At 35.4% G+C, this 25,883-nt stretch carries 24 protein-coding genes; 10 read left to right on the plus strand and 14 right to left on the minus strand.

Annotated features, from left to right (window positions below; all coding sequences use genetic code 11):
• Positions 1-75: 75 nt before the first annotated feature.
• Both AC13DP_RS11625 and xerD read right to left on the minus strand, forming a co-directional pair.
• On the minus strand, positions 76-1,032 hold the full coding sequence (locus AC13DP_RS11625) for an aldo/keto reductase (RefSeq protein WP_483067856.1): 957 nt from the start codon (positions 1,030-1,032) through the stop codon (positions 76-78).
• Positions 1,033-1,130: 98 nt separating this feature from the next.
• Complete coding sequence (gene xerD / locus AC13DP_RS11630; protein WP_483067857.1) at positions 1,131-2,030, minus strand: site-specific tyrosine recombinase XerD; 900 nt, start codon at positions 2,028-2,030, stop codon at positions 1,131-1,133.
• A 115-nt stretch (positions 2,031-2,145) separates the two neighbouring features.
• Between xerD and AC13DP_RS11635 the strand changes: the two genes are divergently transcribed.
• From AC13DP_RS11635 to AC13DP_RS11650, 4 genes are all read left to right on the plus strand, one after another.
• On the plus strand, positions 2,146-2,751 hold the full coding sequence (locus AC13DP_RS11635) for a porin family protein (protein ID WP_483067858.1): 606 nt from the start codon (positions 2,146-2,148) through the stop codon (positions 2,749-2,751).
• Between the two features lie 229 nt (positions 2,752-2,980).
• On the plus strand, positions 2,981-3,559 hold the full coding sequence (locus tag AC13DP_RS11640; protein ID WP_272959201.1) for a porin family protein: 579 nt from the start codon (positions 2,981-2,983) through the stop codon (positions 3,557-3,559).
• 122 nt (positions 3,560-3,681) lie between these two features.
• Positions 3,682-4,095 (plus strand): type II 3-dehydroquinate dehydratase, encoded by a 414-nt coding sequence (gene aroQ / locus AC13DP_RS11645; protein ID WP_483067859.1) that lies wholly within the window; start codon positions 3,682-3,684, stop codon positions 4,093-4,095.
• Positions 4,096-4,181: 86 nt separating this feature from the next.
• Positions 4,182-4,901, plus strand: a complete 720-nt coding sequence (locus AC13DP_RS11650; protein ID WP_483067860.1) for a Dph6-related ATP pyrophosphatase — start codon at positions 4,182-4,184, stop codon at positions 4,899-4,901.
• Positions 4,902-5,197: 296 nt separating this feature from the next.
• Here the strand turns inward: AC13DP_RS11650 and lpdA are convergent, their stop codons facing one another.
• The 5 genes from lpdA to AC13DP_RS11675 all read right to left on the minus strand — a co-directional run bounded on the left by lpdA (position 5,198) and on the right by AC13DP_RS11675 (position 9,121).
• Positions 5,198-6,589 (minus strand): dihydrolipoyl dehydrogenase, encoded by a 1,392-nt coding sequence (gene lpdA / locus AC13DP_RS11655; protein WP_228251024.1) that lies wholly within the window; start codon positions 6,587-6,589, stop codon positions 5,198-5,200.
• Between the two features lie 167 nt (positions 6,590-6,756).
• Positions 6,757-7,308, minus strand: coding sequence for a hypothetical protein (locus AC13DP_RS11660; RefSeq protein ID WP_013071303.1), 552 nt, complete (start codon positions 7,306-7,308; stop codon positions 6,757-6,759).
• A gap of 22 nt (positions 7,309-7,330) precedes the next feature.
• Positions 7,331-7,726 (minus strand): peptide-methionine (R)-S-oxide reductase MsrB, encoded by a 396-nt coding sequence (msrB, locus tag AC13DP_RS11665; RefSeq protein ID WP_013071304.1) that lies wholly within the window; start codon positions 7,724-7,726, stop codon positions 7,331-7,333.
• Positions 7,727-7,735: 9 nt separating this feature from the next.
• Positions 7,736-8,224 (minus strand): peptide-methionine (R)-S-oxide reductase MsrB, encoded by a 489-nt coding sequence (gene msrB, locus AC13DP_RS11670; RefSeq protein WP_041578800.1) that lies wholly within the window; start codon positions 8,222-8,224, stop codon positions 7,736-7,738.
• Positions 8,225-8,251: 27 nt separating this feature from the next.
• The gene (locus AC13DP_RS11675) at positions 8,252-9,121 is read right to left on the minus strand and encodes an alpha/beta fold hydrolase (protein WP_483067861.1); all 870 of its coding nucleotides are present in this window, start codon (positions 9,119-9,121) and stop codon (positions 8,252-8,254) included.
• 137 nt (positions 9,122-9,258) lie between these two features.
• Between AC13DP_RS11675 and AC13DP_RS11680 the strand changes: the two genes are divergently transcribed.
• Together AC13DP_RS11680 and AC13DP_RS11685 are read left to right on the plus strand one after the other, a co-directional pair.
• Positions 9,259-10,083, plus strand: a complete 825-nt coding sequence (locus AC13DP_RS11680; protein WP_281683316.1) for a M48 family metallopeptidase — start codon at positions 9,259-9,261, stop codon at positions 10,081-10,083.
• A 63-nt stretch (positions 10,084-10,146) separates the two neighbouring features.
• A complete protein-coding gene (locus AC13DP_RS11685) occupies positions 10,147-11,466 on the plus strand; it encodes an MFS transporter (protein WP_013071308.1) in 1,320 nt (439 codons plus the stop codon).
• A 493-nt stretch (positions 11,467-11,959) separates the two neighbouring features.
• On the opposite strand, the gene AC13DP_RS11690 is transcribed toward AC13DP_RS11685, so the two are convergent.
• From AC13DP_RS11690 to AC13DP_RS11705, 4 genes are all read right to left on the minus strand, one after another.
• Positions 11,960-12,697, minus strand: a complete 738-nt coding sequence (locus AC13DP_RS11690; protein WP_013071309.1) for a head GIN domain-containing protein — start codon at positions 12,695-12,697, stop codon at positions 11,960-11,962.
• Positions 12,698-12,852: 155 nt separating this feature from the next.
• Complete coding sequence (locus tag AC13DP_RS11695; RefSeq protein WP_041578801.1) at positions 12,853-13,944, minus strand: DUF4097 family beta strand repeat-containing protein; 1,092 nt, start codon at positions 13,942-13,944, stop codon at positions 12,853-12,855.
• Positions 13,925-14,488, minus strand: a complete 564-nt coding sequence (locus AC13DP_RS11700) for a coiled-coil domain-containing protein (RefSeq protein ID WP_013071311.1) — start codon at positions 14,486-14,488, stop codon at positions 13,925-13,927. Before AC13DP_RS11700 ends, AC13DP_RS11695 begins: the two co-directional genes overlap by 20 nt.
• Positions 14,478-15,035 (minus strand): RNA polymerase sigma factor, encoded by a 558-nt coding sequence (locus tag AC13DP_RS11705; protein ID WP_041578802.1) that lies wholly within the window; start codon positions 15,033-15,035, stop codon positions 14,478-14,480. Before AC13DP_RS11705 ends, AC13DP_RS11700 begins: the two co-directional genes overlap by 11 nt.
• Before the next feature lie 214 nt (positions 15,036-15,249).
• Between AC13DP_RS11705 and lon the strand changes: the two genes are divergently transcribed.
• From lon to rpsA, 4 genes are all read left to right on the plus strand, one after another.
• The gene (gene lon, locus AC13DP_RS11710; RefSeq protein ID WP_013071313.1) at positions 15,250-17,700 is read left to right on the plus strand and encodes an endopeptidase La; all 2,451 of its coding nucleotides are present in this window, start codon (positions 15,250-15,252) and stop codon (positions 17,698-17,700) included.
• A 93-nt stretch (positions 17,701-17,793) separates the two neighbouring features.
• Positions 17,794-18,486, plus strand: coding sequence for a (d)CMP kinase (gene cmk / locus AC13DP_RS11715; protein WP_339813756.1), 693 nt, complete (start codon positions 17,794-17,796; stop codon positions 18,484-18,486).
• A 1-nt stretch (position 18,487) separates the two neighbouring features.
• Positions 18,488-19,681 carry an MFS transporter gene (locus tag AC13DP_RS11720; protein ID WP_483067862.1) on the plus strand — a complete coding sequence of 398 codons (1,194 nt, stop codon included), beginning with the start codon at positions 18,488-18,490 and terminating at the stop codon, positions 19,679-19,681.
• A gap of 172 nt (positions 19,682-19,853) precedes the next feature.
• Complete coding sequence (gene rpsA, locus AC13DP_RS11725) at positions 19,854-21,683, plus strand: 30S ribosomal protein S1 (protein ID WP_084842811.1); 1,830 nt, start codon at positions 19,854-19,856, stop codon at positions 21,681-21,683.
• 83 nt (positions 21,684-21,766) lie between these two features.
• Here the strand turns inward: rpsA and AC13DP_RS11730 are convergent, their stop codons facing one another.
• The 3 genes from AC13DP_RS11730 to AC13DP_RS11740 form a co-directional block, all read right to left on the minus strand.
• Entirely contained in the window at positions 21,767-22,207 is a 441-nt protein-coding gene (locus tag AC13DP_RS11730; RefSeq protein ID WP_281682001.1) for a hypothetical protein, read from the minus strand.
• Between the two features lie 90 nt (positions 22,208-22,297).
• Complete coding sequence (locus tag AC13DP_RS11735) at positions 22,298-22,696, minus strand: response regulator (RefSeq protein WP_281682000.1); 399 nt, start codon at positions 22,694-22,696, stop codon at positions 22,298-22,300.
• On the minus strand, positions 22,683-25,793 hold the full coding sequence (locus AC13DP_RS11740) for a PAS domain S-box protein (RefSeq protein WP_483067863.1): 3,111 nt from the start codon (positions 25,791-25,793) through the stop codon (positions 22,683-22,685). Before AC13DP_RS11740 ends, AC13DP_RS11735 begins: the two co-directional genes overlap by 14 nt.
• Positions 25,794-25,883 lie beyond the last annotated feature (90 nt).

Genomic DNA, 25,883 nt, shown 5'->3' on the forward strand with positions numbered 1-25,883 from the left:
TAGAAATAAAAAAATCCCCGGAATTTTTCTTGATTTCGGGGATTTTTGATTTATAGAATACAAAATGAATGTAGTTTATTCATCGTAAATATTGGAATACGAATTTCCGTCGGTCACAAAAAATTCTCCTGTTACGTATCTAAAGTGCTCATCTAATTTATCGATTTCAGCTAGATCTTCTTTATCTAATTGATATCCAGAGCTGGCCAAGTTTTCTATGATTCTACCTTTATTGGTAGATTTTGGGATTACTGCCGTTCCTCGTTGTACTGCCCAGTTAATTAATACCTGTCCTGCAGAAGCGCCATGTTTTTTAGCGATTTTTAAAATGGTAGGATTTTCCAGTAAACTTGGTTCGTCTTTAGCTTTCATTGCGTCGGCGCGATCACCGCTTCCTAATGGTGAATATGCAGTCACATTAATTCCGTTTTTACTGCAAAATTCTAAAAGTTCGTTTTGGTGTAAATATGGGTGCAATTCTACTTGTAGTGCTTCAGGTTTCTCATTGGTTTTGCTCATCAAATTTTTCAGTTTCTTTATACTGAAATTAGAGACGCCAATGTGTTTTACCAAACCTTGTTTTTTTGCTTCAACCATTGCTTCCCAGGTTTCGATAATGGGAACTTCTTCCAAAGAATAATATTCATCATCACTTTCAGGAAAACCAACTCCTTTTTTAAAGGCGACAGGCCAGTGAATTAGATAAAGATCTAAATAATCTAATTTTAAATCTTTAAGGGTTTTCTTTAATGCGGGGATAACATCTTCCTTTTTATGTGAATCATTCCATAATTTAGAAGTAATCCATACCTCTTCGCGATTAATCTCGCCCTCACCAAATACTTTTTCAAAAGCTTCTCCAACTTCGTTTTCATTGCCATAGGTTGCTGCACAGTCTATATGTCTATAGCCGTTATTTAATGCAATTTCAACGGCCTTGGTAACCTCTCCTTTTCCAGATTTCCAGGTACCTAAACCTATTGCCGGTTGTTCGTCACCATTCTTATACTTTAGCATTCTTAAAGGTTTCATAGTTAAATTTTGTTTTTCTCTAAATTAATAAGAGAAATTCCTAAAACGAAGCGTATAGCTACTTTTAGCAGAAATTTAATAGGAGTTCTTAACCTAAGTTAAGTTTTCTTTGGATGATAAGTTTCCAGGACTTCGCGTAGATACGTTCTATCCATATGCATATAAATTTCAGTTGTAGTGATGCTTTCGTGCCCCAACATTTGCTGTATCGCTCTTAAATCGGCTCCGTTTTCTAAAAGATGGGTTGCAAAAGAATGTCTAAAAGTATGCGGACTTATCTTTTTCCTGATATTCGCTTTTTCAGCTAACTGTCTTATAATGGTAAAAATCATTGCACGGGTGAGTTGTGCACCCCTTCGATTAAGAAATAAGGTGTCACTTGCTTCAGGTTTTATTTCCTGGTGTGCTCTTACCTGGTCTTTATAGATTGTAATATATTTAATATTGTAATCTGAAATGGGGACAAATCGTTGTTTATCGCCTTTCCCTGTTACTTTTATAAATCCTTCTTCAAAATAGAGGTCTGAGATACGTAGATTTGTTAATTCTGACACCCGTAAACCACAGCCGTAAAGGGTTTCTATAATGGCCCGATTTCTTTCTCCTTCGGTCTTGGTTAAATCTATGGCAGCAATCAATTCGTCGATCTCCTCAACAGAAATGGTTTCTGGTAATTTCCTTCCTATTTTAGGAGCTTCGATAAGATCTGTGGGGTTATCCTTTCTGTAATCTTCAAATATCAGATAATTAAAAAAGCTTTTTAATCCTGAAATAATACGAGCACGAGAGCGGGAATTTAGTTCTTTTGCTATCTCGTATAAAAATAATTGCAGTGTTTCCTGGTCGATTGTAAGTGGACTAGCCGAAAAACTTTTAACTTTTAAAAAATTAATAAGTTTGATTAAATCCAGTTCGTAACTGCTAATTGAATTAACTGAAAGTCCGCGTTCTAACTTTAAATAGGTAAGGTAATCCTTTAAAATATATTCCCATTTCATGTGTTAAAGATACGATTTATGGCAATTTAACCTTAATAATACTTTAGCCTTTGGTAAGATTTCTTTAAGAATCGCTTACTTACATTTGTCCCGTAATCAAAAACAAAATGTTATTATGAAGAAGTCAATTTTAATTATTGCTTTAGTATTGTTTGGAGCCACTACGATGAGTGCTCAGGAAGCTTGGAATTTTGGTATTAAAGGTGGTGTTAACTTCGCTAATTTTACCGGAGACGATTTTAGTTCAGATAATTCAAGAACAAGTTTTAATGTAGGTTTATTAGCTGAAATTCCTTTAGCAGACCGATTTTCTATTCAGCCAGAGGTTTTATATTCTGGGCAGGGATACGAGATTTACGAAAATGATCAGGCTAATTTTTTAGATGTAGATGATAATGTAGAATATCAACTAGACTACGTAAGTGTACCTGTTTTAGCTAAGATCTATTTAGTAGATGGATTAAGTGTACAAGCTGGACCTACCTTTAATTTTAAGGTTAATGAAGAGATCGATTATCAACCAATTCAAGACGGTGGAGATATCGATAATCCATATCCAGGAGCTCAGGATTTTGAATTTGGTGGAGCAGCAGGATTAGAGTATAAATTCAACAATGGATTTTTTATCCAGGGTAGATATACTTATGGATTCTCTGAAACTTTTGAAGATCTAGATATACATAACTCTGTATGGCAAGCCGGTGTAGGTTTTATGTTCTAAAAACCTATAAAGGTCAACTAACTAACCAAATTATGAATTAAAGCGGAAGTATTTTCTTCCGCTTTTTTTATTATTCCTATTCACGATTTGTAGATTTCAAATTGAAAAGTGAAGGCTTTTATTATTGCCTAAGTTATTTTCACTCTTAAGAATAAAAAAAACGCTTTCCAATTTAATGTTTGATTAAAATTAGAATACTTTTATCCCATCAATTAAAAAATATCTTTTGATGCTTAAAAAATTATCATTTGTCATTTTCTTTTTAGTGGGAATGACTTCTTTTGCGCAGCGCACGGAATTTGGTATAAAGGGCGGTCTTAATTTTTCTAATTTAGCCGGTGATGCAAGTTCAGAATTTGAGTGGGTAACAAGTTTTCATATTGGAGGTTTGGTGGAATTTCAGGTTAATGACTTTTTGTCTATTCAACCAGAAGCTCAGTATTCATTGCAGGGGTTTGGATTTACTAATGATGAAAATGTTAGTATTGGGTATGTTAATATACCGGTATTAGCGAAATTTTATTTAGGGGGTAAAAACTTTAGTTTAGAAGCTGGCCCTCAATTTGGAATCAAAGTAAGTTCAAAATACGACTTTGATGGAGGAAGTGCAGATATTGAAGAAGGCTTGAATAACTTTGATTTCTCTGGAGTTTTAGGTGCATCGTATGAATTTGATAATAATTTATTTTTTAGTGCAAGATACATTGCAGGTTACACCAATGTTATAGAAAAGGAAGCATTCGCAGGAGAGGATGCCTCTACTCCTAATAGTGTTTTCCAATTATCTGTAGGATATAAATTTCAATAAAAAATAATTTTCTGATAAATATCCCATAGGATTACCTTGAGGTAGTTTATCTAAAGCGGAAGATTTTCTTCCGCTTTTTTTATATTTAAAATTTTTATCTTTATCATTAAATTGAATATATCATGAAGCTTCTAATTATAAACGGACCTAATCTAAATCTTTTGGGTACCAGAGAGCCTGAAATATACGGAAATCAGACGTTCAAAGAATATTTTGATGATCTACAAAAGAAGTTTGAAAAAATAAAGCTTTCTTATTTTCAAAGTAATATTGAAGGAGAGATCATAGATATGCTTCATGATGCGCGCAAGGAATTTAACGGTGTGATTCTAAACGCTGCGGCTTACACGCATACTTCAGTAGCTATCGCAGATGCCATTAAAGCCATCGAAACTCCGGTGGTCGAGGTTCATATTTCTAACACTCATGCTAGAGAAAGTTTCAGGCATAAATCGTATTTGTCTCCAGTGGTGAAAGGCGTTATTTTGGGATTCGGACTTAAAAGTTATGACCTGGCTATACAAAGTTTTTTATAGTTTTAGTCTGAATTCGATAATTTCAGTATTCCTTTAATTCGGAATTTCTTAAGCCAGTAAGAAATTTTGTCAATATTTTGTTCGGAATGAAAAAAGCCTATTTGAATTGGAGTAGCGGTAAAGATGCCGCTTTTTCTTTATATAAACTTCAGCAACAGGGTGATTTTGATGTTGTTGAGCTTTTTACAGCAATCAATACTGATGTAAACCGAATTTCGATGCATGGCGTGCGTCTTGAACTGTTACAAGCGCAGGCTAGAAGTATTGGACTACCACTACATTTAGCCGAATTTTCTGGAAATGTTTCTATGGAAACCTACAATAGGGTTATGGAAACTGAAACTAAAAAACTGAAAGCAGCAGGAATCGATTTTGCCTGTTTTGGCGATATTTTTTTAGAAGATCTAAAAGAATATCGAGATTCGCAGTTAGCCAAGGTTGGTTTAACCGGTGTATATCCGCTTTGGAAAAAAGAAACCTCAAAATTAGTGGAAGATTTTATAGAATTAGGATTTAAAGCGATCATAGTATGTACCAATGCTGAATATTTAGATGAATCTTTCTGCGGACGAGTGATCGACCATCAATTTTTAGCCGATTTGCCCGAAAATGTAGACCCATGTGGTGAAAACGGTGAGTTTCATACCTTCGTTTTCGATGGGCCTGTTTTTTCAGAATCTATTAAATTTGAAATTGGCGAAAAAGTACATCGAACATACAAAAGCGTAGAAGACGGGGAGGATAATTGTTTTACAGATGAAGATACCAACTGGGATACTGGTTTTTGGTATTGCGATTTAATCTAGAATACAGACCGCTGCGCTATTAGATGTTAGAACATAGATTTTTTTGAATGTAGAATAAAAAATATCCAAATTCGTCATTTTTAGATATTTTTTTACTTCACAAAAGCAGTTTCGCTTGTTTTTATCATATTTCTAAAAAGATTCGGTTTCTGTAAGCTCTTAGCTTCTTATGGAAACACGGAACTATCGACTAATTACTTTTACAAAATAAAACCAAATAAAAAAGCCCTGAAAATATCAATTTTCAGGGCTTTTTATCATGTCTAAGATCTAATCTTTATATCTCAAACCTTAGCTTAGATATGAATTACTTCATCGTAAGCAGCAGCAACAGCTTCCATCACCGCTTCACTCATTGTAGGGTGAGGGTGAACTGTTTTTAATACTTCATGTCCTGTGGTTTCTAATTTTCTACCAAGAACGGCTTCAGCGATCATATCGGTAACACCGGCACCAATCATATGGCATCCTAACCATTCACCGTATTTTGCATCAAAGATTACTTTTACAAATCCGTCTGATTTTCCGGCAGCTTTTGCTTTCCCTGAAGCAGAAAATGGGAATTTACCCACTTTAATTTCGTAACCAGCTTCTTTCGCTTGCTTTTCAGTCATTCCTACTGATGCAATTTCAGGAGTTGCATAGGTACAACCAGGAATATTTCCGTAATCTAAAGGCTGTACATTCATTCCCTTAATTTTTTCAACGCAAATAATTCCTTCCGCAGAAGCAACGTGTGCAAGCGCTGGGCCGTGAACAACATCACCAATAGCGTAAATCCCGTCTTTATTTGTTTTATAGAAATCGTCTACAACGATCTTATCTTTATCGGTTTTGATCCCTAATTCTTCAAGACCAATATTTTCGATATTTGTTTTAATACCAACTGCAGAAAGCACGATATCTGCTTCTAAAGTTTCTTCTCCTTTTTTGGTTTTAACTTTTGCTTTAACGCCATCGCCAGAAGTATCAACGCTCTCTACAGAAGAGTTTGTCATCACTTTAATTCCGGCTTTTTTAACGCTACGCTCAAATTGCTTAGATACCTCTTCGTCTTCTAAAGGCACAAGATTTGGTAAGAATTCTACGATAGTAACCTCGGTTCCCATTGAATTATAAAAATGAGCAAACTCCACACCAATGGCGCCACTACCAACAACGATCATTTTCTTTGGTTGCTTGTCTAAAGACATAGCTTCACGATATCCAATAACTTTTTTACCGTCTTGTTTTAGGTTAGGCAGTTCACGAGAGCGAGCACCTGTAGCTACGATAATATGGTCGGCAGAATATTCTGTCTTTTTATCTTTAGCATCGGTAACTTCCACTTTTTTACCTGCCTTAAGTTTTCCGTAACCATCGATAACATCGATTTTGTTCTTTTTCATAAGGAATTGTACACCCTTACTCATCCCATTGGCCACATCACGACTTCTTTTAATTACGGCACCAAAATCCTTATCGGGGCTTTCAAGCTTTAAACCGTAGTCTTCTGCATGTTTAAGGTATTCAAAAACCTCTGCGCTTTTAAGCAATGCTTTTGTTGGGATACATCCCCAGTTTAGACAAACACCACCAAGGTTTTCTTTTTCCACAATGGCTGTTTTAAAGCCTAATTGTGAAGCACGGATAGCAGTTACATAACCACCCGGGCCACTACCTAAAACAATGATATCGTATTTACTCATATTTAGATTTTTTTATACAAAAAATAGTTCTTGCGAATTTAAGGAATAATCCCTTAACCGAAAAGTTTTGAACTTGTAGGATTGGCTAAAAGTTTTATGAGTTTCTCTCCAATAAAAAAAGCTTTACCGAAAAGATAAAGCCTCTGAATTTTAAACTATAAAGAATTTTAGTTAGCCATTTTTATATCTGAAGTTTTTATATTCAATTCTTTCATTACCGAATTATAATTGGTAATATCAAGTTCATTGTGGGAAGCTAAATAATTTGAAGGAACAACAACCACTCTAAATATTTGATTGTTGGTATAATCCGTACTAAGGTTACTTAAATCAAAATTTCCTTCAATAATGATCTCCACATCTGATGCGGTATGATTGTAAACATATTGAATTGTTCCATCATTTAGAAAGAAATTTTGAGGGATTAAACTCCAGGTATCCATAAAATTACCTTCATTATCTTGAATTTCTCGGTATCGATACACTAAAACCGCATCAGCTTCAGGGTTTATTGTTTGCACATCATCTGGAATTAAAATTACCCTTGAATAACTATTCGTGTCATCATAATAATCAAAAGTAATTTGCTCTTCTAAAGTATAAGCTAATCCATCAAGTCCATCTTCTCCCGGAGGACCTTGTGGTCCTGGTTCTCCATCATCAGAACAGGAAGTAAATAAAAATGTGGTTACAAAAAGTAAGGTGAATATCTTTTTCATAGTGGTAAATATTTAAGGGTTTCTAATTGTTTTTAAAATCTATACTGGCCGAATTTACACAATAGCGCTGGCCGGTTTCTGTAGGGCCATCGTCAAAGACATGGCCCAAATGACTTCCACAGTTGGCGCATAGAATTTCGGTTCTTATCATTCCAAAGGTGCGATCCTGTACATACTCAATTTTGCCTTCTATAGCTTCATCGAAGCTTGGCCAGCCACAACCGCTTTCAAACTTACTATCGCTTTCGAATAACTTTTCATTACAAGCGGCGCAACGATATTCTCCATCTTCAAAATGTAGGTTATATTTACCGGTGTGCGGTGCTTCAGTTCCTTTTTTTCTTAAAACACGGTATTGTTCCTCAGATAGCTGCTCTTTCCATTCAGCTTCCGGTTTCTCGATATTATATTTTTTCATTGGGGTTAATTATTTTTCAGTTGGTATAAAGTTCATAGCGACACCGTTTATACAATGTCTTTTTCCGGTAGTTTCTCTTGGTCCATCATCAAAAACATGACCTAAATGTCCACCACACTTTGCGCAGTGCACTTCGTCGCGTTGGTAGCCCAGTTTAGAATCAGAGCCAAAAGCTACTCCACCTTCTATAGCACGATCAAAACTTGGCCATCCGGTACCGCTTTCGAACTTGTGTTTATTTTCATAAAGTTCGTTTCCGCAGGCAGCGCAAACAAATGTTCCGTTTCCTTTTACCGTTAGAAGGTCACTGGAATAAGGACGCTCGGTCGCAGCTTTTCGAAGTACTTTAAATTCGGCATCTGTAAGTTCTTTTTTCCATTCGCTTTCAGATTTAGAAATTTCGAACTTTTGCTTCTTTTTAGAATTTTCGTCCTGAGCGTTTCCTTTGCAACTTACCAGGGTAAACACGGCAATAAATATGAATAGTAACTTTCTCATTTGTTTTTATGTTGAAAGTTACAAAGATTATGCCGTGATGAACGTTGTGATTTTGTTAATAACCTTTTGGTCTCCCAGGATTCGACGATGTCCAAGACCTTCGGTTAAATAGAGTTCGCTGTTTTTTAGTTGATTATGAATTTCTTCAGCACATTTGTAATGCACATCCACATCATTTTTATCGTGGATTACCAAAGTAGGAATATGAACACTTTGCGCTGAAATTGCTCCAGAGTAATTATCCATATCCTGCCCAAATTTTTTATCAAAATGGGCTTTCATCAAATAAGCCACTTCTTTGTCCATATGCAGGTTTTTCACAAATTCCTGCGTGATCGTAGTCACGCTATTTGCGGTGCCAATAATCACGGCTCTTTCTGGAGATATTCCTTCTTTAATTGCTTTTAGTGTAGACATTCCGCCTAAGGAATGTCCAATGATCGAATGAAACGGACCATATTTTTTATTCAAAAAATGAATAGCTTCTATAAAGTGAGGCATCATGCTCATTTTTCCCGAAGCTTTGCCGTGGGCAGGAGCATCAAAGCTTATTGTACTAAATCCTTCTTTTAGCACGGCATCGGCGATTTTAGAAAGTTGTGTACCACGGCCACTCCATCCATGTACGAGTAAAACTTTTTGGGCACTTTCACCATATTCATAAACAATGATTTGTTTTTTGCTTTTTGGTAAAATCTGTTGCGTTTGTATGGTATTTTGATCCATAGCCTTTTCGCGATTGGGAAGCTTATATTTTAGTGGAGTGAGAAATAATTTACCTGCAAATTTACTGGCTAGATAAGGGGACGCCCAGTTTAAAAATTTACCGGTATATAAAATATACCAGGGAAGCAGTAATTGCTGAATAGGGGTTTTATCTTTATGCTTTTTTGCCATTTTTAAAATGAATTGTTATTCAGATTCGAAAATTTTGGAATCCTTTTTGAAAGCTGAAAAATTGTTAAATCCTACTTAAACAAAACTTTAAAGCGCTGTGGCTTTTGTAATTTTAACAAAACTAATCTAATTAAAATATGAAAGTAAAGAAGTGGATAGTAGTTCTTTTTGTTGCTACTTTAACAGTAGTCGCCTGTAAAGTAAATCCTTTCACAGGACAAAAGAATTTAAATTTTGTAAGTAATGATCAATTGTTCTCCGCCTCGTTTCAGCAATACGATGCATTTTTGGATAGTAGTAATGTGGTGACCGGTACTGCTGAATCCAGGATGGTAAAAAGAGTTGGTGATAAAATTAAAACTGCAGCTGAGCGTTATTTAAACGCAAATGGATACCAGGGATTTTTGGACGATTTTAGATTTGAATATAATCTTGTAAAGGACGATCAGGTAAACGCATTTGCTATGCCAGGAGGAAAAACCGTGGTATATACTGGTATTTTGCCAATTACTCAGGACGAAACTGGTCTGGCGGTCGTGATGGGACACGAGGTGGCACATGCATTAGCCGATCATGGTGCGCAACGAATGAGTGCAGCACAAGTGCAGCAAGTGGTTGGTGGAGTAGGAGCAGCGGCTCTTAGTGGTAAAAGCCAGCAAACCCAACAGATTTTTGCTCAGGCTTACGGAATTGGAACACAGTTAGGAGTGATGCTACCTTTTAGTAGAAGTCATGAATCTGAAGCCGACAGAATAGGCTTGACCTTAATGGCTATTGCCGGATATAATCCAGATGAGGCAGCCGATTTATGGAGAAGGATGCAGCAAAACAGTGGAGGAGCTTCAACACCCCAATTTTTAAGTACACACCCGTCAAATCAAACCAGAATAAATAATCTTGAAGCCTGGGCTCCTGAAGCAAAAGCTGAAGCCCGAAAATATGGAGTAACAAGTTTTCAATAATATTTAGAAATAAATAAGTTGAAAAAGCTACACTATCTGGTGTAGCTTTTTTATTTTTAGTCCATGAAAAATCTTCCAAAGGGTAGCAAAAAGCTACTTAACGCATGGGCATTTTACGACTGGGCAAACTCGGTGTACAGTCTGGTTATTTCTTCAGCAATATTTCCTATTTTTTATGGGGCACTAACCATTATTAGAGATGCTGAAGGCAATAATATTAATGATACCGTTCATTTCTTAGGATTTGATTTTAATAACGATGCCCTAATTTCTTATGTAACCGCAGCAGCTTTTCTGGTCGTTTCTGTACTTAGTCCGTTTCTGTCAGGAATTGCGGATTATGTTGGGAACAAGAAGAATTTTCTGAAGTTTTTCTGTTACCTGGGCGCTTTATCATGCATAGGTTTGTTTTGGTTTAATATGGAATTTTTATGGTTCGGTTTACTTTGTTATTTCCTGGCGCTAATTGGTTTTTGGTCAAGTTTGGTATTTTATAATAGTTATTTACCAGATATCGCTTTTCCAGAGCAACAGGACAAAATAAGTGCTAAAGGTTTTTCTTTAGGATATATAGGTAGTGTTATCCTGCTTATTCTTTGTTTATTGATGATCCTTAAATACGACATGTTTGGTTTTGAAGATGAAGGATTACCAACCCGCTTATCCTTTGTCTTAACTGGAATATGGTGGATAGGTTTTAGCCAGTACACCTATTACTATTTACCAAAAGGGACGAAAAAAGCGAAGCTTACCAAAAATGTACTGTTTAACGGATTTAAAGAACTTCGTAAAATCTGGAGTTCTCTAAATCATAACCTTCAGCTAAAAAGGTATCTTGGAGCTTTTTTCGTATATAGTATGGCGGTACAAACCATTATGCTTATCGCTACGTATTTTGGAATTAAAGAATTAAATTGGGGAGAGCAGGATGCTACAACAGGATTAATTGTAAGTATTTTACTCATCCAGTTAGTGGCTGTTTTGGGAGCCACCTTAACGTCGAGAATAGCCGCTAAGATTGGTAATATTAAAACCCTGATTTTTATAAATATTATCTGGGCTTTAATTTGCGTATATGCCTATTTTATAACCACGCCTAATCAATTTTACGTGGCAGCGGCCAGCGTTGGTTTGGTAATGGGAGGTATCCAGTCACTTTCACGGTCTACCTATTCTAAAATGCTTCCTGAAAATGCTATTGATACCGCCAGTTACTTTAGTTTTTATGATGTTTCAGAAAAAATAGGGATTGTTATCGGGATGTTTATGTATGGTTTAATAGCCCAGCTTACCGGGAGTATTCGAAATTCGATATTATTTTTGATCATTTTTTTTATAGGTGGGATTATTTTATTGATTAGAGTACCGAAAATTAGAAGTTAGGATTTAGAGCGCTGCGCTGCGAGAATATAGAAAAGAGAATATAGACCATATACGAGAGAAATAAGATCCAGGAATAAAGCTTAAAAATGCTAAATTTTGTATGCTAAATTTTGGATTTGAACAAGGACGTCGTCTCAACCTTGCCTCACCGGCATGCAAAGTGGATAGCTCTTTTTTGAGTTAGAAGTAGCATTTAGACCGCTACGTCGTTAAATAGAAAATAAACTAGAGATACATAAATCTGGAATCAGCATTGATTTGGGATGAATGTGCCAACAATTTATGTTTAGTTCCGGCTGATTACAAGTTAATATTCTTCATTTTACCCAAATAAAAACTAGAGATGTGAGATGAAATAATTAGTTTTAAATTCCTGATTCCTGATTCCTGATTCCTGATAACCCTAAACAATTTCCAAACAAAAAATCCCTTCTTTAAGGGAGAAGGGACTTCGCATTCAAAAAAATTAAACAATAATTATCAATATTGGGAATTAATGTTTTGAGATATCTCCAGATCCTGAAGTTTTAAAGTTTTCTTTGCTGGGATTCCCTTTATATTCAATATCTCCAGAGCCTGCAACTCGTGCTTCAAGCTCTTCTTCGGCATAAACCATCACATCACCAGAACCAGAAACCTGTGCGCTTACTTTTTTTGCTCTAAGTTTAAAAGCGTCAAAATCTCCAGATCCGGTTACGCCGCAATCCAGGCTTTTTGCGTTTCCTATTAATACTACATCACCGCTGCCGGTAACGTTTCCGGTAATATCATCAGCTTCGATTTCTAGTTTTAAATCGCCACTTCCGGTTACCGATAAGGAAAAATCTTTTGCGGTGATTTTATCCTCAGTCCAGATATCACCGCTTCCGGTTAAATGAGCCCCCTCTAAATCTTCAAAAGGAACGGTTACTTTAATCATGTTGTTTTTAGAAGGACTAATATTTACCCCTTTTTCTACTGAAATTTTTAAAGTTCCGTTTTTCACTTCCGTAGTAATATATTCCTGAAGATTGCTTTCGGCTTCAATGGTCAGGTTTCCTTCAGTTCCGCTAACCAAGACAACATCCATAAAACCTACAAGGCTTACTTTGTCGTAATCTGATGTTTTGCGGCTTTTATTTACCATATCGCCATTTCCTTTAATACTTTTATTGCTGCTCCACCATTGGGCACTTGCTGAGGTGATGCTTATACAAAAGATAACTACTACTGTTAAAATTGATTTTTTCATGATGTAATTGATTAATGGTTATGCCAGATGGCTATTTTTATTGGCACCGCCAAAGGGTTTAATACCCCGAGACTCGCCTCGAAATTATAATTTTGTTTCTATCGGATACCTCATGGGCTTGCCCCGAGGTAGTTTACTTGCTGAATTATATGTTTTTAATATTCTTTATGGAAACTAACGCTTCCATAGCTTGTGGTGATGTTTATTGAATTTTGGCTGTTTTGTTTACCATAATATCCTGAAATCTCCTTGCTGGTATTACGATCATGCCTTTTTTGAACTTCCAGATCATCCGTACCTTTTACGCTCCCGTAAGAGGTATGCACGTTAAAGATAAAATCCATTTCTGCATCAAAACCTAATTTGATTCCCGCGTAGTCGGTATCAATATTTACGCTTTTTACCCCGTTGATTAATTTTTCAATAGAAATCGAACCGTAGTCCTGATTTAGGCTAAGGGATGAGAACACCCGGCCAATCTTAGTACTTAAGTAATCACCATCAGCTTCAAGGTCTTTTACTTTATCTACTCTAAAGCTTCCGTAATCACAATTGTATCGAAGACGTTCAACTTTTTCAACTTTCGAGTCGGTATAATCAGCACTAATGATCAAGTCTTCAGCTTCTTCAATGGTAAATTCAGAATAATCGGCATCGATTTCCGCAGAAGAAATAAACCCAAAGTGAGAATTTCGGGTATAATCGAAATTCAAAATATTTCTGGATCCTCTTAATTCTCCGATGTCAATTTTTCCATAATCACAGGAAATATCGGTATTTCCGTTTACTTTATCGATGTAAATGGCTCCGTAATCATTATCGATTACCATATCATGATTTACAGGAGCTTTTACTACATAATTGATCTCCATATTGACATTATTACTGCTGCTAAATAAACCGCTCCACCAGGATTTTTCTTCTTTTTGATACCGCGTTCTTGCACTTACACGATTGCCGCTTTGCTGAAAATCTACTGAAATATCGTTTAATTTTTTCTGAACTCTTTCAGGATCATCGCCGTTTGTTTTTATAAAAACCTGAATGACAATTCGGTTTTCGTCCCAGGTAGAAATATCTATATTTCCATAGTTATTATTAATGTCCAAAACACCTCTTTGGGATACTTTAAATTCTTTTTTTATCGTTTTTTCTTTAGTATGCCTGCCATCCAAATCTTTGTTGGCAAAACCTAATGCCGGCACTAATAGTGCGCAGAACAAGAGCTTATATAATGTTAGTTTCATTTTTTTGTGTGTTTAGTTGTTTTATCGTTTCAATTTGGTCCAGTACCTGATTTAACAGGTCAATTCTTTTTTGAAAGTTGTTAATCATGGCGTAGATTACGCGTTTATCCTGCCCACTTTCTAAAAGGTCTTTTTTTAGTTTATTGTATTCTTTTTCTAAGGTTTCTAGTTGCACCAAGGCATCGTTAATGATTTTATTGGTTTGTGGGCTGCGCTCTCCTTCGATAGATTTAAGTTCCCTTTCGATAAGTGTACTATAAAAATCCTGTGTTTCCTTCATTTGCGGGGATACCGCAGCAAGGCCTGTTTCCTTAGCAAAGGCAGGAGTATTAAATACCTTTCCAAAAGCAAAAAATACTATGATAAGGGCGGCTGCTATGCTACTTAGAGGGATCCAAAGTTTTCTTAGTTTTCCTTTTTTAGGATGTTTGTTTTGATGCCGCCGGTCAAGTTTTTCGAGAAATCGATCTTCGTGTCCTGAATTTGGTTCAGCAATATCGAAGTTCAATTTTTTCAGATCCTCAAAGTATTCGTCATTTTTCATCTTTCATCATTTTTTTTCTTAAACTTTCTTTAGCTCGCGAGATGGTCGTCCTACAATTGGCATAAGAGATATTTAAAATATCGCCTATTTCTTCATAATCATAACCTTCAATTAAATGAAGTGTTAGGCAAATCCTGTAATTCTCCTTTAGTTCTTGCATGGCGTTTAAAACCATTTTCACTTTTTGATTTTGAGTATCAGTAGTAGTTATTCCTTCATTATCGTCTATTTCGTTTTTAAGATAATCCTTGTAGCTTACTTCTTCGTATTTCGATCTTTTACTGTGTGCATTAATGCTGTTATTTACCACAATTCGCTTTAGCCAGGCACCAAAAGAAGCTTCAGCTTTAAACTGATCAATTTTTTCGAAAGCACTTAAAAAAGACTCTTGCATAATATCTTCTGCCTCGGCGCTGTGATGAACGATTCTTAATGCGGTATTATACATGGCCCTGTAATACCTGTTGTAAATCTCCATTTGGGCGCGTTGGTTACCCAGACGGCAGTCATTTACAAGATTGTTAATATGTGTGATGGTTGATTGCAAAAAATTATCTTGTTTCTAATATAAAGATAGGGGTAGTTTCTGTTTGTTACAGTTTTTGAAAATTATTTCAGAAAAAATATGCTGGCATAGGAATTGAAACATCTAATAGATAACAATTTTAAGTGCCTGAAATATAGGAATTGCAGGTGTAGAGGTCTCAAAACAAATTGAAATAAACAAACTGTAATGACAGTTTGACTTTTAAAGATAACTTATGGCTAAAACAAAATTCACGGATATTGACAGTTTGTCATTACAAGGTATAAATGAAGATGCAGAGTTGATACCGTTAATGACGCCTGAAGATGAAGAGGAAATAAACAGAGAAAAATTACCTGAAAATTTACCAATATTACCTTTAAGGAACACGGTGCTCTTTCCGGGAGTAGTAATCCCAATTACTGCAGGAAGAGATGCTTCGATTAAATTAATTAACGAGGCGAACAATAATGAAAAAATTATTGGTGTTGTCTCCCAAAAAGATGAAGAAGTAGAAAATCCCGGTATTAAAGATATTAATAATATTGGTGTAGTAGCCCGTATTCTAAGGGTTTTAAAAATGCCCGATGGAAATACAACGGTGATCATACAAGGTAAAAAACGTTTTAATATTTCTGAAATAACGCAGGAGGAGCCGTTTCTAAGAGCAAATGTTGAAGAAATTCCTGAAACGAAGCCGGATGTTCAAAATGAAGAATTTGGAGCTATAATCGATGCAATCAAAGATTTGGCGCTTCAGATTATTAAAAGTAGTCCTAACATTCCCTCTGAAGCTTCTTTTGCAATTAAGAATATCGAGAGTAATTCGTTCTTAATCAATTTTGTTTCTTCTAATATGAATCTATCGGTAGAGGAGAAACAAAATCTTTTAGCGACTAATGACCTTAAAGAAAGGGCTTTGGCTACGCTTAAATTTATGAATATCGAAAACCAAAAACTTGCGTTGAAAAACGATATTCAGTCGAAGGTGCAAAGCGATATGAGCCAGCAACAGCGTGAATATTTTCTTCATCAGCAGATGAAAACCATTCAGGAAGAATTGGGTGGCGTTTCTCATGAAGATGAAATTGAAGAAATGCGTGTTCGTGCCAAGGATAAAAAATGGAGTGAAGATGTACAAAAGCATTTTGAAAAAGAACTCTCCAAAATGCAACGTATGAATCCCCAGGTAGCTGAATATTCTATTCAACGTAACTATCTGGATTTATTTTTAGATCTTCCCTGGGATGAATTTAGTAAAGATAAATTTGATCTTAAACGTGCTAAGAAAATTTTAGATCGTGATCATTACGGTTTAGATGATGTAAAAAGAAGAATTATAGAATATCTGGCAGTATTAAAATTGCGTAACGATATGAAGTCTCCTATTCTTTGTCTTTATGGGCCTCCCGGAGTTGGTAAAACAAGTTTAGGAAAATCTGTAGCCGAGGCTTTAGGTCGTGAATATGTTCGAATTTCTTTAGGTGGTTTAAGAGACGAAGCTGAAATTAGAGGGCATCGTAAAACCTATATTGGTGCGATGCCGGGAAGGATTATACAGAGTCTTAAAAAAGCAGGAACCAGTAATCCAGTTTTTGTATTGGATGAAATTGATAAGCTAAGCATTGGGAATGCCGGCGATCCATCTTCAGCCTTATTAGAAGTTTTAGATCCCGAACAGAATAGCGAATTTCACGATAACTTTTTAGAATTAGGTTTCGATCTGTCTAAAGTGATGTTTATTGCTACTTGTAATAGTTTAAATACTATTCAGCCTGCATTACGTGATCGTATGGAGATCATTAATGTTACGGGGTATACTATTGAAGAGAAGATTGAGATTGCTAAAAGGCATTTACTTCCGAAGCAATTAAAAGAGCATGGATTAACGAAAGACGATCTTAAAATTGGTAAAGCACAGCTTGAAAAAATAGTGGAAGGCTATACTCGTGAATCTGGAGTTCGAGCTTTAGAAAAACAGATCGCTAAAGTAGTACGCTATGGTGCAAAAAGTATCGCCATGGAAGAGGATTATAATAAAAAAATAACGAACGAAGATATTATCGAAATTTTAGGTAGTCCTCGTTTAGAGCGTGATAAATATGAGAATAATGAGGTTGCCGGAGTGGTAACCGGATTGGCCTGGACGCAGGTGGGGGGTGATATTCTCTTTATCGAATCGATTTTATCCAAAGGAAAAGGCAATTTAAATATTACTGGAAACCTGGGTAAAGTGATGAAAGAGTCGGCAACCATTGCCATGGAGTATATTAAATCTAACGCGGAAGAATTAGGTATAGAAGCCGGTATTTTTGAGAAATATAACGTACATATTCACGTACCTGAAGGAGCTACACCTAAAGATGGGCCTAGTGCAGGTATTACGATGTTAACATCTTTAGTTTCTTTATTCACTCAGAGAAAGGTAAAGAAAAGTATAGCTATGACCGGTGAGATAACTTTAAGAGGAAAAGTGCTTCCGGTTGGTGGTATTAAAGAGAAAATCCTTGCAGCTAAAAGAGCCAGAATAAAAGAGCTTATTCTGTGTAAAGAGAACGAACGTGATATTAAAGAAATTAAAGACGAATATTTAAAAGGTCTTACGTTCCATTATGTAAACGAAATGAGTGAGGTTATTGATATTGCGATCACTAATGAAAAGGTGAAAAACGCAAAGGAGTTGTGATCATAAATTTATATTTTAAAAGCCTCGAAGAAATTCGGGGCTTTTTTGTTTTAGCCATTTTCAAATCTCTATTTTTGTACAAACTTCAGCTAGATGACTAAAAAAATTACTATTGCCATCGATGGGCATTCTTCAACAGGAAAAAGTACAGTTGCAAAGCAATTAGCTAAAAAGCTAGGTTATATATATGTAGATACCGGCGCTATGTATCGTGCAGTAACGCTGTATGCTATGCGTAAGGTAATGGTAACAGATGATAAATTAGATGAGGAAGCTTTGTTAAGGCATTTAGCTTTTATTCGTATTAAATTTGAGTTTGATAAGGATCTTGGGTATGGTGTAGTACATTTAAATAATGAAAATGTAGAAGAGGAAATCCGATTGATGGAAGTTTCTAATAATGTGAGCAAAGTTGCGGCGATTCCCCAGGTTCGTAAAATGTTAGTAGCACAGCAGCAAGAAATAGGGAAAGAAGGTGGTGTGGTTATGGATGGCCGTGATATTGGCACTGTGGTATTTCCTAATGCTGAATTAAAGTTGTTTATGACCGCTTCTGCGGAAAAAAGAGCTGAGCGTCGTTACAATGAACTAAAACAAAAAGGAAACGATGTTAGTTACGAAGAAGTACTCAAAAATGTGGAAGAACGTGATCATTTAGATTCTACCCGGGAAACGTCTCCATTAGTTAAAGCTCAAGATGCTATCGAGATCGATAATACTAATCTTAGCAAAGAGGAGCAATTCGACAAGATTCTTAGTTTGGTAAAAGAAAAAACTGACGCCTAAAATGGCCAAAGTTGATAATGCTTCTGAAGAGGGAATTAGTAAATCGGTACTTTATTTAATGTCGGCCGGTGCAGGTTTAGTAGTGGCCAACAATTACTATAATCAGCCTTTATTAAATTTAATAGCCAAAGATTTTGGGGTATCAGAGTCAGCCGTAAGTAATATTCCGCTTTTTACACAATTGGGATATGCCTTTGGATTACTGTTTATTATTCCATTAGGTGATAAATTTCCCCGGAAAAAAATGGTAATGATTGATTTTATATTTATCATCACAAGTCTTTTAGTGATGGCTTTAGCTCCAAGCTTACCAGTGCTTACCATATCTGGCTTTTTTGTAGGTTTTAGTTGTGTGGTACCACAGGTGTTTGTGCCAATGGCGGCGCAGTTAGCAAAACCAGAAAAGAGGGGTAGTGCCATTGGAATCGTAATGAGTGGTTTACTGATAGGGATATTGGGAAGCCGATTTGTAAGTGGTTTTGTGGGAGAATATTTGGGCTGGCGTGTGATGTATTATATTGCAGCTGGAATGATGCTAGTTTTCTGGGGATTATTAAAATTGAAATTACCCGAATTACAACCTAATTTTTTTGGAACTTATAAAGAACTCATGCAATCTTTATGGGGATACTTTAAAACTGAATCTTCGGTAAGACTAGCCGCACTTCGAGGAGCATTAGGATTTGCCGGATTTAGCGCTTTTTGGACCACTTTGGTTTTTTTAATGGAAGAAAATTTTAACTACGGAAGTGGGGTAGCAGGTACTTTTGGTGTTTTAGGAATCGCAGGTGCGTTGGCGGCAAGCCTAATTGGAAAATTGAGCGATAAAATGAATAAAAATAGATTGATCATTATTTCAACAATATTAATGATCGTTGCCTGGGTGGTTTTTGAGTTTTCCGGCTACTCAATTATAGGACTTGTTATCGGAGTGATTTTGGTTGATATGGGTTTACAATCTTTACATATTACGAACCAGAATATTATCTTTTCCAGAAATCCAGATGCAAGAAACAGGATTAATACCATTTATATGGTGGGTTACTTTATTGGTGGCGCATTGGGAACAACTACCGGAGCGTATGCCTGGGAGTTTTTTCAGTGGCAAGGAGTAGCATCTTTAGGTTTAATTTACAGCGTTTTGATCTTAATTTTTCACCTTCTTTTCAAGAAATCTTTAGCTGAAGAAAATTAAGTTTTTAGTAGGTTTGAAAATATTAAAATTAGTTGTATTTTTGCACTCCTTTTTGGCAAAAGAACGGAAATGCAGAAGGGCTTGAAAATCAAAACGTAAAACATCTTCTTAGTTTTATTTTGCTTAAATGTTTCCGATAAACTTTGAATACAAATTTTAATCAGCAATTATTATGGCTGAAGAACAAAAAGAACAGGAAGTTCAGGAAGTAGCTGGAATGGCTACAGCATCTCAACCAGAGGTAACTGAGCAACAAGCTAACCCTGAAAAATTCCTAAAAGAATTTAACTGGCACAACTACGAAGAAGGAATCGACCCAATCGCAGATGATAAGCTAGAAGAATTCGAGAAATTAGTAGAAGAAAATTTCGTAGACACTCTAGATGATGAGGTTGTAAAAGGAAAAGTAATTAATATTACTGATCGTGATGCAATTATCGACATCAACGCGAAAAGTGAAGGTGTAATCTCTCTTAACGAGTTTCGTTACAACCCAGATCTTAAAGTTGGTGATGAGGTAGAAGTTTTAATCGACGTTAGAGAAGATGCTACAGGTCAGTTAGTTCTTTCTCACCGTAAGGCTCGTGTGATTATGGCATGGGATCGTGTGAACAAAGCACATGATGAAGGTCTTATCGTTAACGGTTTTGTTAAGTGTCGTACTAAAGGTGGTATGATCGTAGATGTATTTGGTATCGAAGCTTTCTTACCAGGTTCTCAAATCGATGTGAAGCCAATTAGAGATTACGATGCTTACGTAGGTAAAACAATGGAATTTAAAGTTGTGAAAATCAACCACGAATTCAAAAACGTTGTTGTATCACATAAAGCACTTATCGAAGCTGATATCGAAGAGCAGAAGAAAGAAATTATTGGTCAGTTAGAAAAAGGTCAGGTATTAGAAGGTACTGTTAAGAATATTACTTCTTACGGTGTATTCGTTGATCTTGGAGGAGTTGACGGACTTATCCACATTACTGATCTTTCTTGGTCTAGAATCAACCATCCAAACGAGATCGTAGAACTAGATCAAAAACTTAACGTTGTAATCTTAGACTTTGATGAGGCTAAGACTAGAATCCAGTTAGGTCTTAAGCAATTACATAAACACCCATGGGAAGCTCTAGATGAAGAGTTGAAAGTAGGTGATAAAGTAAAAGGTAAAGTAGTTGTAATCGCAGATTACGGTGCATTTATCGAAGTTGCTGAAGGTGTAGAAGGATTAATCCACGTTTCTGAAATGTCTTGGAGTACGCACTTAAGATCTGCTCAGGATTTCGTAAATGTTGGTGACGAGGTTGAAGCTCAAATCCTTACTTTAGATCGTGACGATCGTAAAATGTCTCTTGGAATTAAGCAATTAACTCCAGATCCATGGACAGATATCACTTCTAAATATCCTGTTGGATCTAAGCATACAGGTGTAGTTCGTAACTTTACTAACTTTGGTGTATTCGTAGAGTTAGAAGAAGGTATTGACGGACTTATCTATATCTCTGATCTTTCTTGGACTAAGAAAATCAAACACCCATCAGAATTCTGTAATGTTGGTGATAAACTAGAAGTAGTTGTATTAGAATTAGATGTTGAAGGACGTAAACTAAGTTTAGGTCACAAACAAATCGAAGATAACCCTTGGGATAAATACGAAACTGAATTTGCTGTAGGTACAACTCATACTGCTGCAATTTCTGAAATCGTAGACAAAGGAGCTACTATCGATTTTAATGAAGATATTACTGCATTTGTACCACAAAGACACCTTGAAAAAGAAGACGGAAGTAAACTTAAGAAAGGTGAAACTGCAGAATTCCAAATCATTGAATTCAATAAAGAGTTTAAACGTGTTGTAGCATCTCATGCTGCTATCCACAGAGAAGAAGAGCAAAAAATCGTTAAGCAAGCTGCTAAAAAAGCTGCTGCACAAAACAGCGAGAAAACCACTATTGGTGATGTAAATGCAGATCTTCAGGCTCTTAAAGATAAAATGGAAGGGAAATAATCTTTTCAGTTTATAAAGCTAAAAACCTCCTTTTTAAGGAGGTTTTTTTATGCTGTCATTTTTCGTAGCTCTTTATTATAAAATTACTTCAACTGGTAATCCAGAATTTGCTTTTTTCCATTTTGCATAGAAATCAATGTCATTTTATCTTCTTCAGTAGAAAATAATAATCTTTGCTTTTCAGTAAAAGCCGACGAATCTAAAGTTTTGGATTTCTCATTAAATTCAAAGTGAATATAAAGATCATCGTTTTGTTTTTCAGTATAAAATTTTCCTTCAGCAGTAATCGTTTCTGTAGCTGTCATTCTCTTTTTTAAAAATGTACTATCGGGTAAAAGAAGATAACTTTCCTGCCAGGCCATTTTTAGGCCTTTTTGCTGTTCATTTTCTGAAGGGAAACTCATTTGCACCAATTCCCATTTCTGCGGAAAATTGTTAGGTGTGTGTAGCTCTGGATACGAAGGATTATCGATATTGCAGGAAAATATGCTTAAAAATAAGACAAGCCCGATGATGTATTTCATGATTGATGATTTGCGGTCTATATAATAGATAGCAAAAGCACCAAATGGTTGCGTAAAAAGTTAAATAAATCTAAAAATTTAGATGAAATGCTAATTTTGGTGATTCTGAAGCACAGTTTTTAAAGCTTCAATGGTAATTGGTTTTACAATATAATTACTCACGTTGTCGTATGATTTTGCTTTATTAATGTCGCCAGGATCTATAGAAGAGCTCACAATGTAAATGGTAATTGGCTTATCACTTTCAATTTTTATAAATTCTTCCAAAAACTCCCAACCATCCATCACTGGCATATTAAGATCAAGTAAAATGACATCTGGAAGCTCGGCTTCATTAGAAATAATGGCATTTAGATGATTTAAGGCTTCTTTTCCGTTATGAAAAACCATAAAACCATTACAGAAATCGGCCAATTCCATTATTTTTTTTGCACTAAAAACGAATATAGGATCATCGTCTATAATGCAGGCAAGATCAATTTTCTTCATTCTTAAAGAGTATTTTAAATAGAGTACCCTGATTTACCTCACTTTCTACCTCTATTCTGGCACCAATAGCTTCAATTTGATTTTTGGTGATAAACAATCCAATCCCTCTGGAATCTTTATGCCTGTGAAAGGTATTGTACATCCCAAAAAGCTTATGGCCGTGTCGCTGTAAATCGATTCCTAGTCCGTTATCTTGAATATTTAGGATAATTTCTCCGGTAATATCGTCATTTTCAGAATACAATTTAATAAAACTATTTCTTTCTAGAGAGCGGTATTTAATTCCGTTGGTTATAAAATTGAGTAAAATACTATCCAAATAAGCTGGGATTCCCTGTATAGTAATGTCTTTATCAATATTATATTCAACATTAACTTGGCCATCCATTGCTAGGGCACTGGTGTTTTCTACAGCATTTTCTACAAAATCTCTTAAATTACACTCATTTAAGTTTTCTTTTACTGAAGTATTTATTACCACAACCTCATTAAGATGCTCTATAGTTTCCCTAAGATTTTCGCTTGCTGTTCCTAAGAGCTGTATAATTTGATTTTCATTTAATTCTGGATGTTCCATATTAAATATATCCAGAAGAGATGAGAAATTGCTTGAATGGCTTCTTAAATTATGAGAAACGATATGAGCAAAATTTCTTAACCTCTGATTTTGATCTTTGGTAACTTCCAGTAAACTCATAATTTCATTTCTAGCTTCTTTTAGATCTGTTATTTCTAAAGCAGCATGTAAGTAACCTATTAGCTGGTCGTTTTCAATAATAGGGGTAATGGTTAGTAAAACTGGAATTTTATTTCCATTTGCATCTATATAACTCCATTCCCTTGTAGTACTTTTTCTGTTCTTAGCTTCAAAAATTAAAGCTTCATATTCTTTAAGTTCTACCTCAAATTCGTTATTTAAGCTAACAATTTTTTGTTCTAGCTCGGTAGTCTCATGGAATATTAAAACAGATTTCTTTTTTACATTTTCTGGGCTGTATCCTAAAAGATTTTGTGCACCACGATTAAAATCTGTTATATATCCTTTTTTGTCTGTAGCAATAAAACTAACCTTAGTACTGGCTGCCAATAAAGCTTTTTGGTGTGCCAGGGTTTTATTCAGCTGTTGCTGCGCTAACTTCCGGATACTAATATTTTTAATTTGTGTAGTGATTAACAATGGCTCACCATTAGAATCTTTAATTAAAGACGCAAATATTAGTACATAGATCTTTTTATTCTTTTTAGATCTAAATTGAAGTTCTACATGAAAGTGATCTTCTTTTTTCTCTACAAGTTCATTAATAAGCTTTTTTAAACGCTTTTCATCTTTTTGATCTACCAGATCGAACAGTGATTTATCTAAAAGATCTTCTTGTGTATAATCTAAAATTGAACATAGACTTTTATTAACTTTTAAGGGTTTTGTTTTAAGATCACAAATAGCCATTCCTATGGCTGCATTCTCAAAATTTCCTCTAAAAGTTTCTTCGCTTAATTGCAGTTTTTCCTGCGCCAGGTTAAATGGCGTAACATCATACATAGCTACAACAGCACCAATCACTTCGCCTTTATTGTCTTTAATTTGCGATCCACTAACCGATACAAATCGATCTTCGGCATTTTTAGGCCTAATTTTTATATTTGGATTGGTAATTTTACCTGTTTTAAGTACCTGTATTAATGGAATCTCATCTGTAGTAAGTTGAGTTTTCCCATCTAGGTGGTAAAGACCATAATAATCTGGAAATTTATTGGGATCGATGTTGGTTACAGGTAAACCATGCCATTCTCTTGTTGTTCTATTAAAAAGCGTAAGTTCTCCATCAGCATTACAGGAAACAATCCCTACTTCTAAAGATTCTAAAACCGTTTCTAAAAATTGCTTGCGATTTTCGCTAATCTTTTCAAGTTCTTTAATATGGGTAATATCTGTGGTATGGATTATAATTCCACCAATTTTTTGATCATTGGTATACCAAGGTCGCATAGACCATTTTATATATCGATTTTTACCAAAACGATCTACAAATTGTTCTTCTTCTCTTTGCGCAGATTCTCCTTGCAATCCACGAGCATGAATAGCTCTCCATTCTTCCTTAACATCAGGAAAAAGATCGTAATGATATTTGTTGATAATATTTAAATCTTCAACCTGATAGTCTTCTTTCCACTTTTTAGAAGTTACTATATACCGCATCTTTGTATCGAACATGGCGATAGCAGTTGGTGCTTCCTCAATAAATTTTTGGCTTCTTTCTGTTTCTTTTTTTTGCTGTGTGATTTCTTCATGATATCCCGTCATCCATTCAGGTTTTCCATCTGCTGTCCAGCTTACTACTTTACCACGGTCTGCGACCCAAACCCAGTGTCCTTTTTTATGGCGCATTCTTGCTTCGGTCCTGTATACTTTTGTTTTTCCGGCAAAATGTTCATTTAAAATTTTCTGGCAGTTTTCAGCGTCATCGGGATTTGCAAATCTATGCCAGGTATCCACCGAAGTTGGTTGTAATTCTTCAAGTTCGTAACCTAAAATTTTTGCCCATTGTTTGCTAAAGATGGTCTCTCCAGTTTGAATGTTCCATTCCCATACACCAATACCAGTTCCGTCTAAAACATGCTCATAGCGTTTAATCTGCTCATGTAAATGAAGATCTGGCTTCTTAAATTTAGTAACGTCTTTTACTGCCACTAGTATTCTTTTTCCTAAAGAAAGATCAGTAAAGGTAATAATAGCACATTCCAGCCATAGTGTGTACTTGTGGCTATGAACAAATCTAAAGGTTATTTTTTTCTCTGGTTGATTATAACCATCTATGGAGGCGATGACCTTATTGAATTGGTCTTGATCTTTGCTATAAACAATGTCTTTCCAAGTCCAATTGTCTTGAGAAGAAGTGTTATATCCAAGTAATTCCAGAAGTTTAGGAGCGCAAAAAAAATAATCTTTTTGGATATCTATGATAAAAAGTCCATCAAGAGCGTATTGCTGAATAAAATCGAAATAAGACTTATCTTTTGTAATTGCTGAGTATAACTCATCATAGAGATAAGAACTATTCTCTTTTATAGGGGTGATTTGGGTATATTTAGAACGCATTATGTATTTGTAGGGATTTTAAAAATACATAAAATATAATTATTAAGCTATTTTTTTTAGAATAATTTAATTATAATGGTTTAAACTACG

This window comes from Zunongwangia sp. L-65 (assembly GCF_056859415.1).

Bases quoted from the DNA above. Each gene is read 5' to 3' on its own strand.
- AC13DP_RS11625 (WP_483067856.1), bottom strand. From the start codon at position 1,032: ATGAAACCTTTAAGAATGCTAAAGTATAAGAATGGTGACGAACAACCG.
- xerD (WP_483067857.1), bottom strand. From the start codon at position 2,030: ATGAAATGGGAATATATTTTAAAGGATTACCTTACCTATTTAAAGTTA.
- AC13DP_RS11635 (WP_483067858.1), top strand. From the start codon at position 2,146: ATGAAGAAGTCAATTTTAATTATTGCTTTAGTATTGTTTGGAGCCACT.
- AC13DP_RS11640 (WP_272959201.1), top strand. From the start codon at position 2,981: ATGCTTAAAAAATTATCATTTGTCATTTTCTTTTTAGTGGGAATGACT.
- aroQ (WP_483067859.1), top strand. From the start codon at position 3,682: ATGAAGCTTCTAATTATAAACGGACCTAATCTAAATCTTTTGGGTACC.
- AC13DP_RS11650 (WP_483067860.1), top strand. From the start codon at position 4,182: ATGAAAAAAGCCTATTTGAATTGGAGTAGCGGTAAAGATGCCGCTTTT.
- lpdA (WP_228251024.1), bottom strand. From the start codon at position 6,589: ATGAGTAAATACGATATCATTGTTTTAGGTAGTGGCCCGGGTGGTTAT.
- AC13DP_RS11660 (WP_013071303.1), bottom strand. From the start codon at position 7,308: ATGAAAAAGATATTCACCTTACTTTTTGTAACCACATTTTTATTTACT.
- msrB (WP_013071304.1), bottom strand. From the start codon at position 7,726: ATGAAAAAATATAATATCGAGAAACCGGAAGCTGAATGGAAAGAGCAG.
- msrB (WP_041578800.1), bottom strand. From the start codon at position 8,224: ATGAGAAAGTTACTATTCATATTTATTGCCGTGTTTACCCTGGTAAGT.
- AC13DP_RS11675 (WP_483067861.1), bottom strand. From the start codon at position 9,121: ATGGCAAAAAAGCATAAAGATAAAACCCCTATTCAGCAATTACTGCTT.
- AC13DP_RS11680 (WP_281683316.1), top strand. From the start codon at position 9,259: ATGAAAGTAAAGAAGTGGATAGTAGTTCTTTTTGTTGCTACTTTAACA.
- AC13DP_RS11685 (WP_013071308.1), top strand. From the start codon at position 10,147: ATGAAAAATCTTCCAAAGGGTAGCAAAAAGCTACTTAACGCATGGGCA.
- AC13DP_RS11690 (WP_013071309.1), bottom strand. From the start codon at position 12,697: ATGAAAAAATCAATTTTAACAGTAGTAGTTATCTTTTGTATAAGCATC.
- AC13DP_RS11695 (WP_041578801.1), bottom strand. From the start codon at position 13,944: ATGAAACTAACATTATATAAGCTCTTGTTCTGCGCACTATTAGTGCCG.
- AC13DP_RS11700 (WP_013071311.1), bottom strand. From the start codon at position 14,488: ATGAAAAATGACGAATACTTTGAGGATCTGAAAAAATTGAACTTCGAT.
- lon (WP_013071313.1), top strand. From the start codon at position 15,250: ATGGCTAAAACAAAATTCACGGATATTGACAGTTTGTCATTACAAGGT.
- cmk (WP_339813756.1), top strand. From the start codon at position 17,794: ATGACTAAAAAAATTACTATTGCCATCGATGGGCATTCTTCAACAGGA.
- AC13DP_RS11720 (WP_483067862.1), top strand. From the start codon at position 18,488: ATGGCCAAAGTTGATAATGCTTCTGAAGAGGGAATTAGTAAATCGGTA.
- rpsA (WP_084842811.1), top strand. From the start codon at position 19,854: ATGGCTGAAGAACAAAAAGAACAGGAAGTTCAGGAAGTAGCTGGAATG.
- AC13DP_RS11730 (WP_281682001.1), bottom strand. From the start codon at position 22,207: ATGAAATACATCATCGGGCTTGTCTTATTTTTAAGCATATTTTCCTGC.
- AC13DP_RS11735 (WP_281682000.1), bottom strand. From the start codon at position 22,696: ATGAAGAAAATTGATCTTGCCTGCATTATAGACGATGATCCTATATTC.
- AC13DP_RS11740 (WP_483067863.1), bottom strand. From the start codon at position 25,793: ATGCGTTCTAAATATACCCAAATCACCCCTATAAAAGAGAATAGTTCT.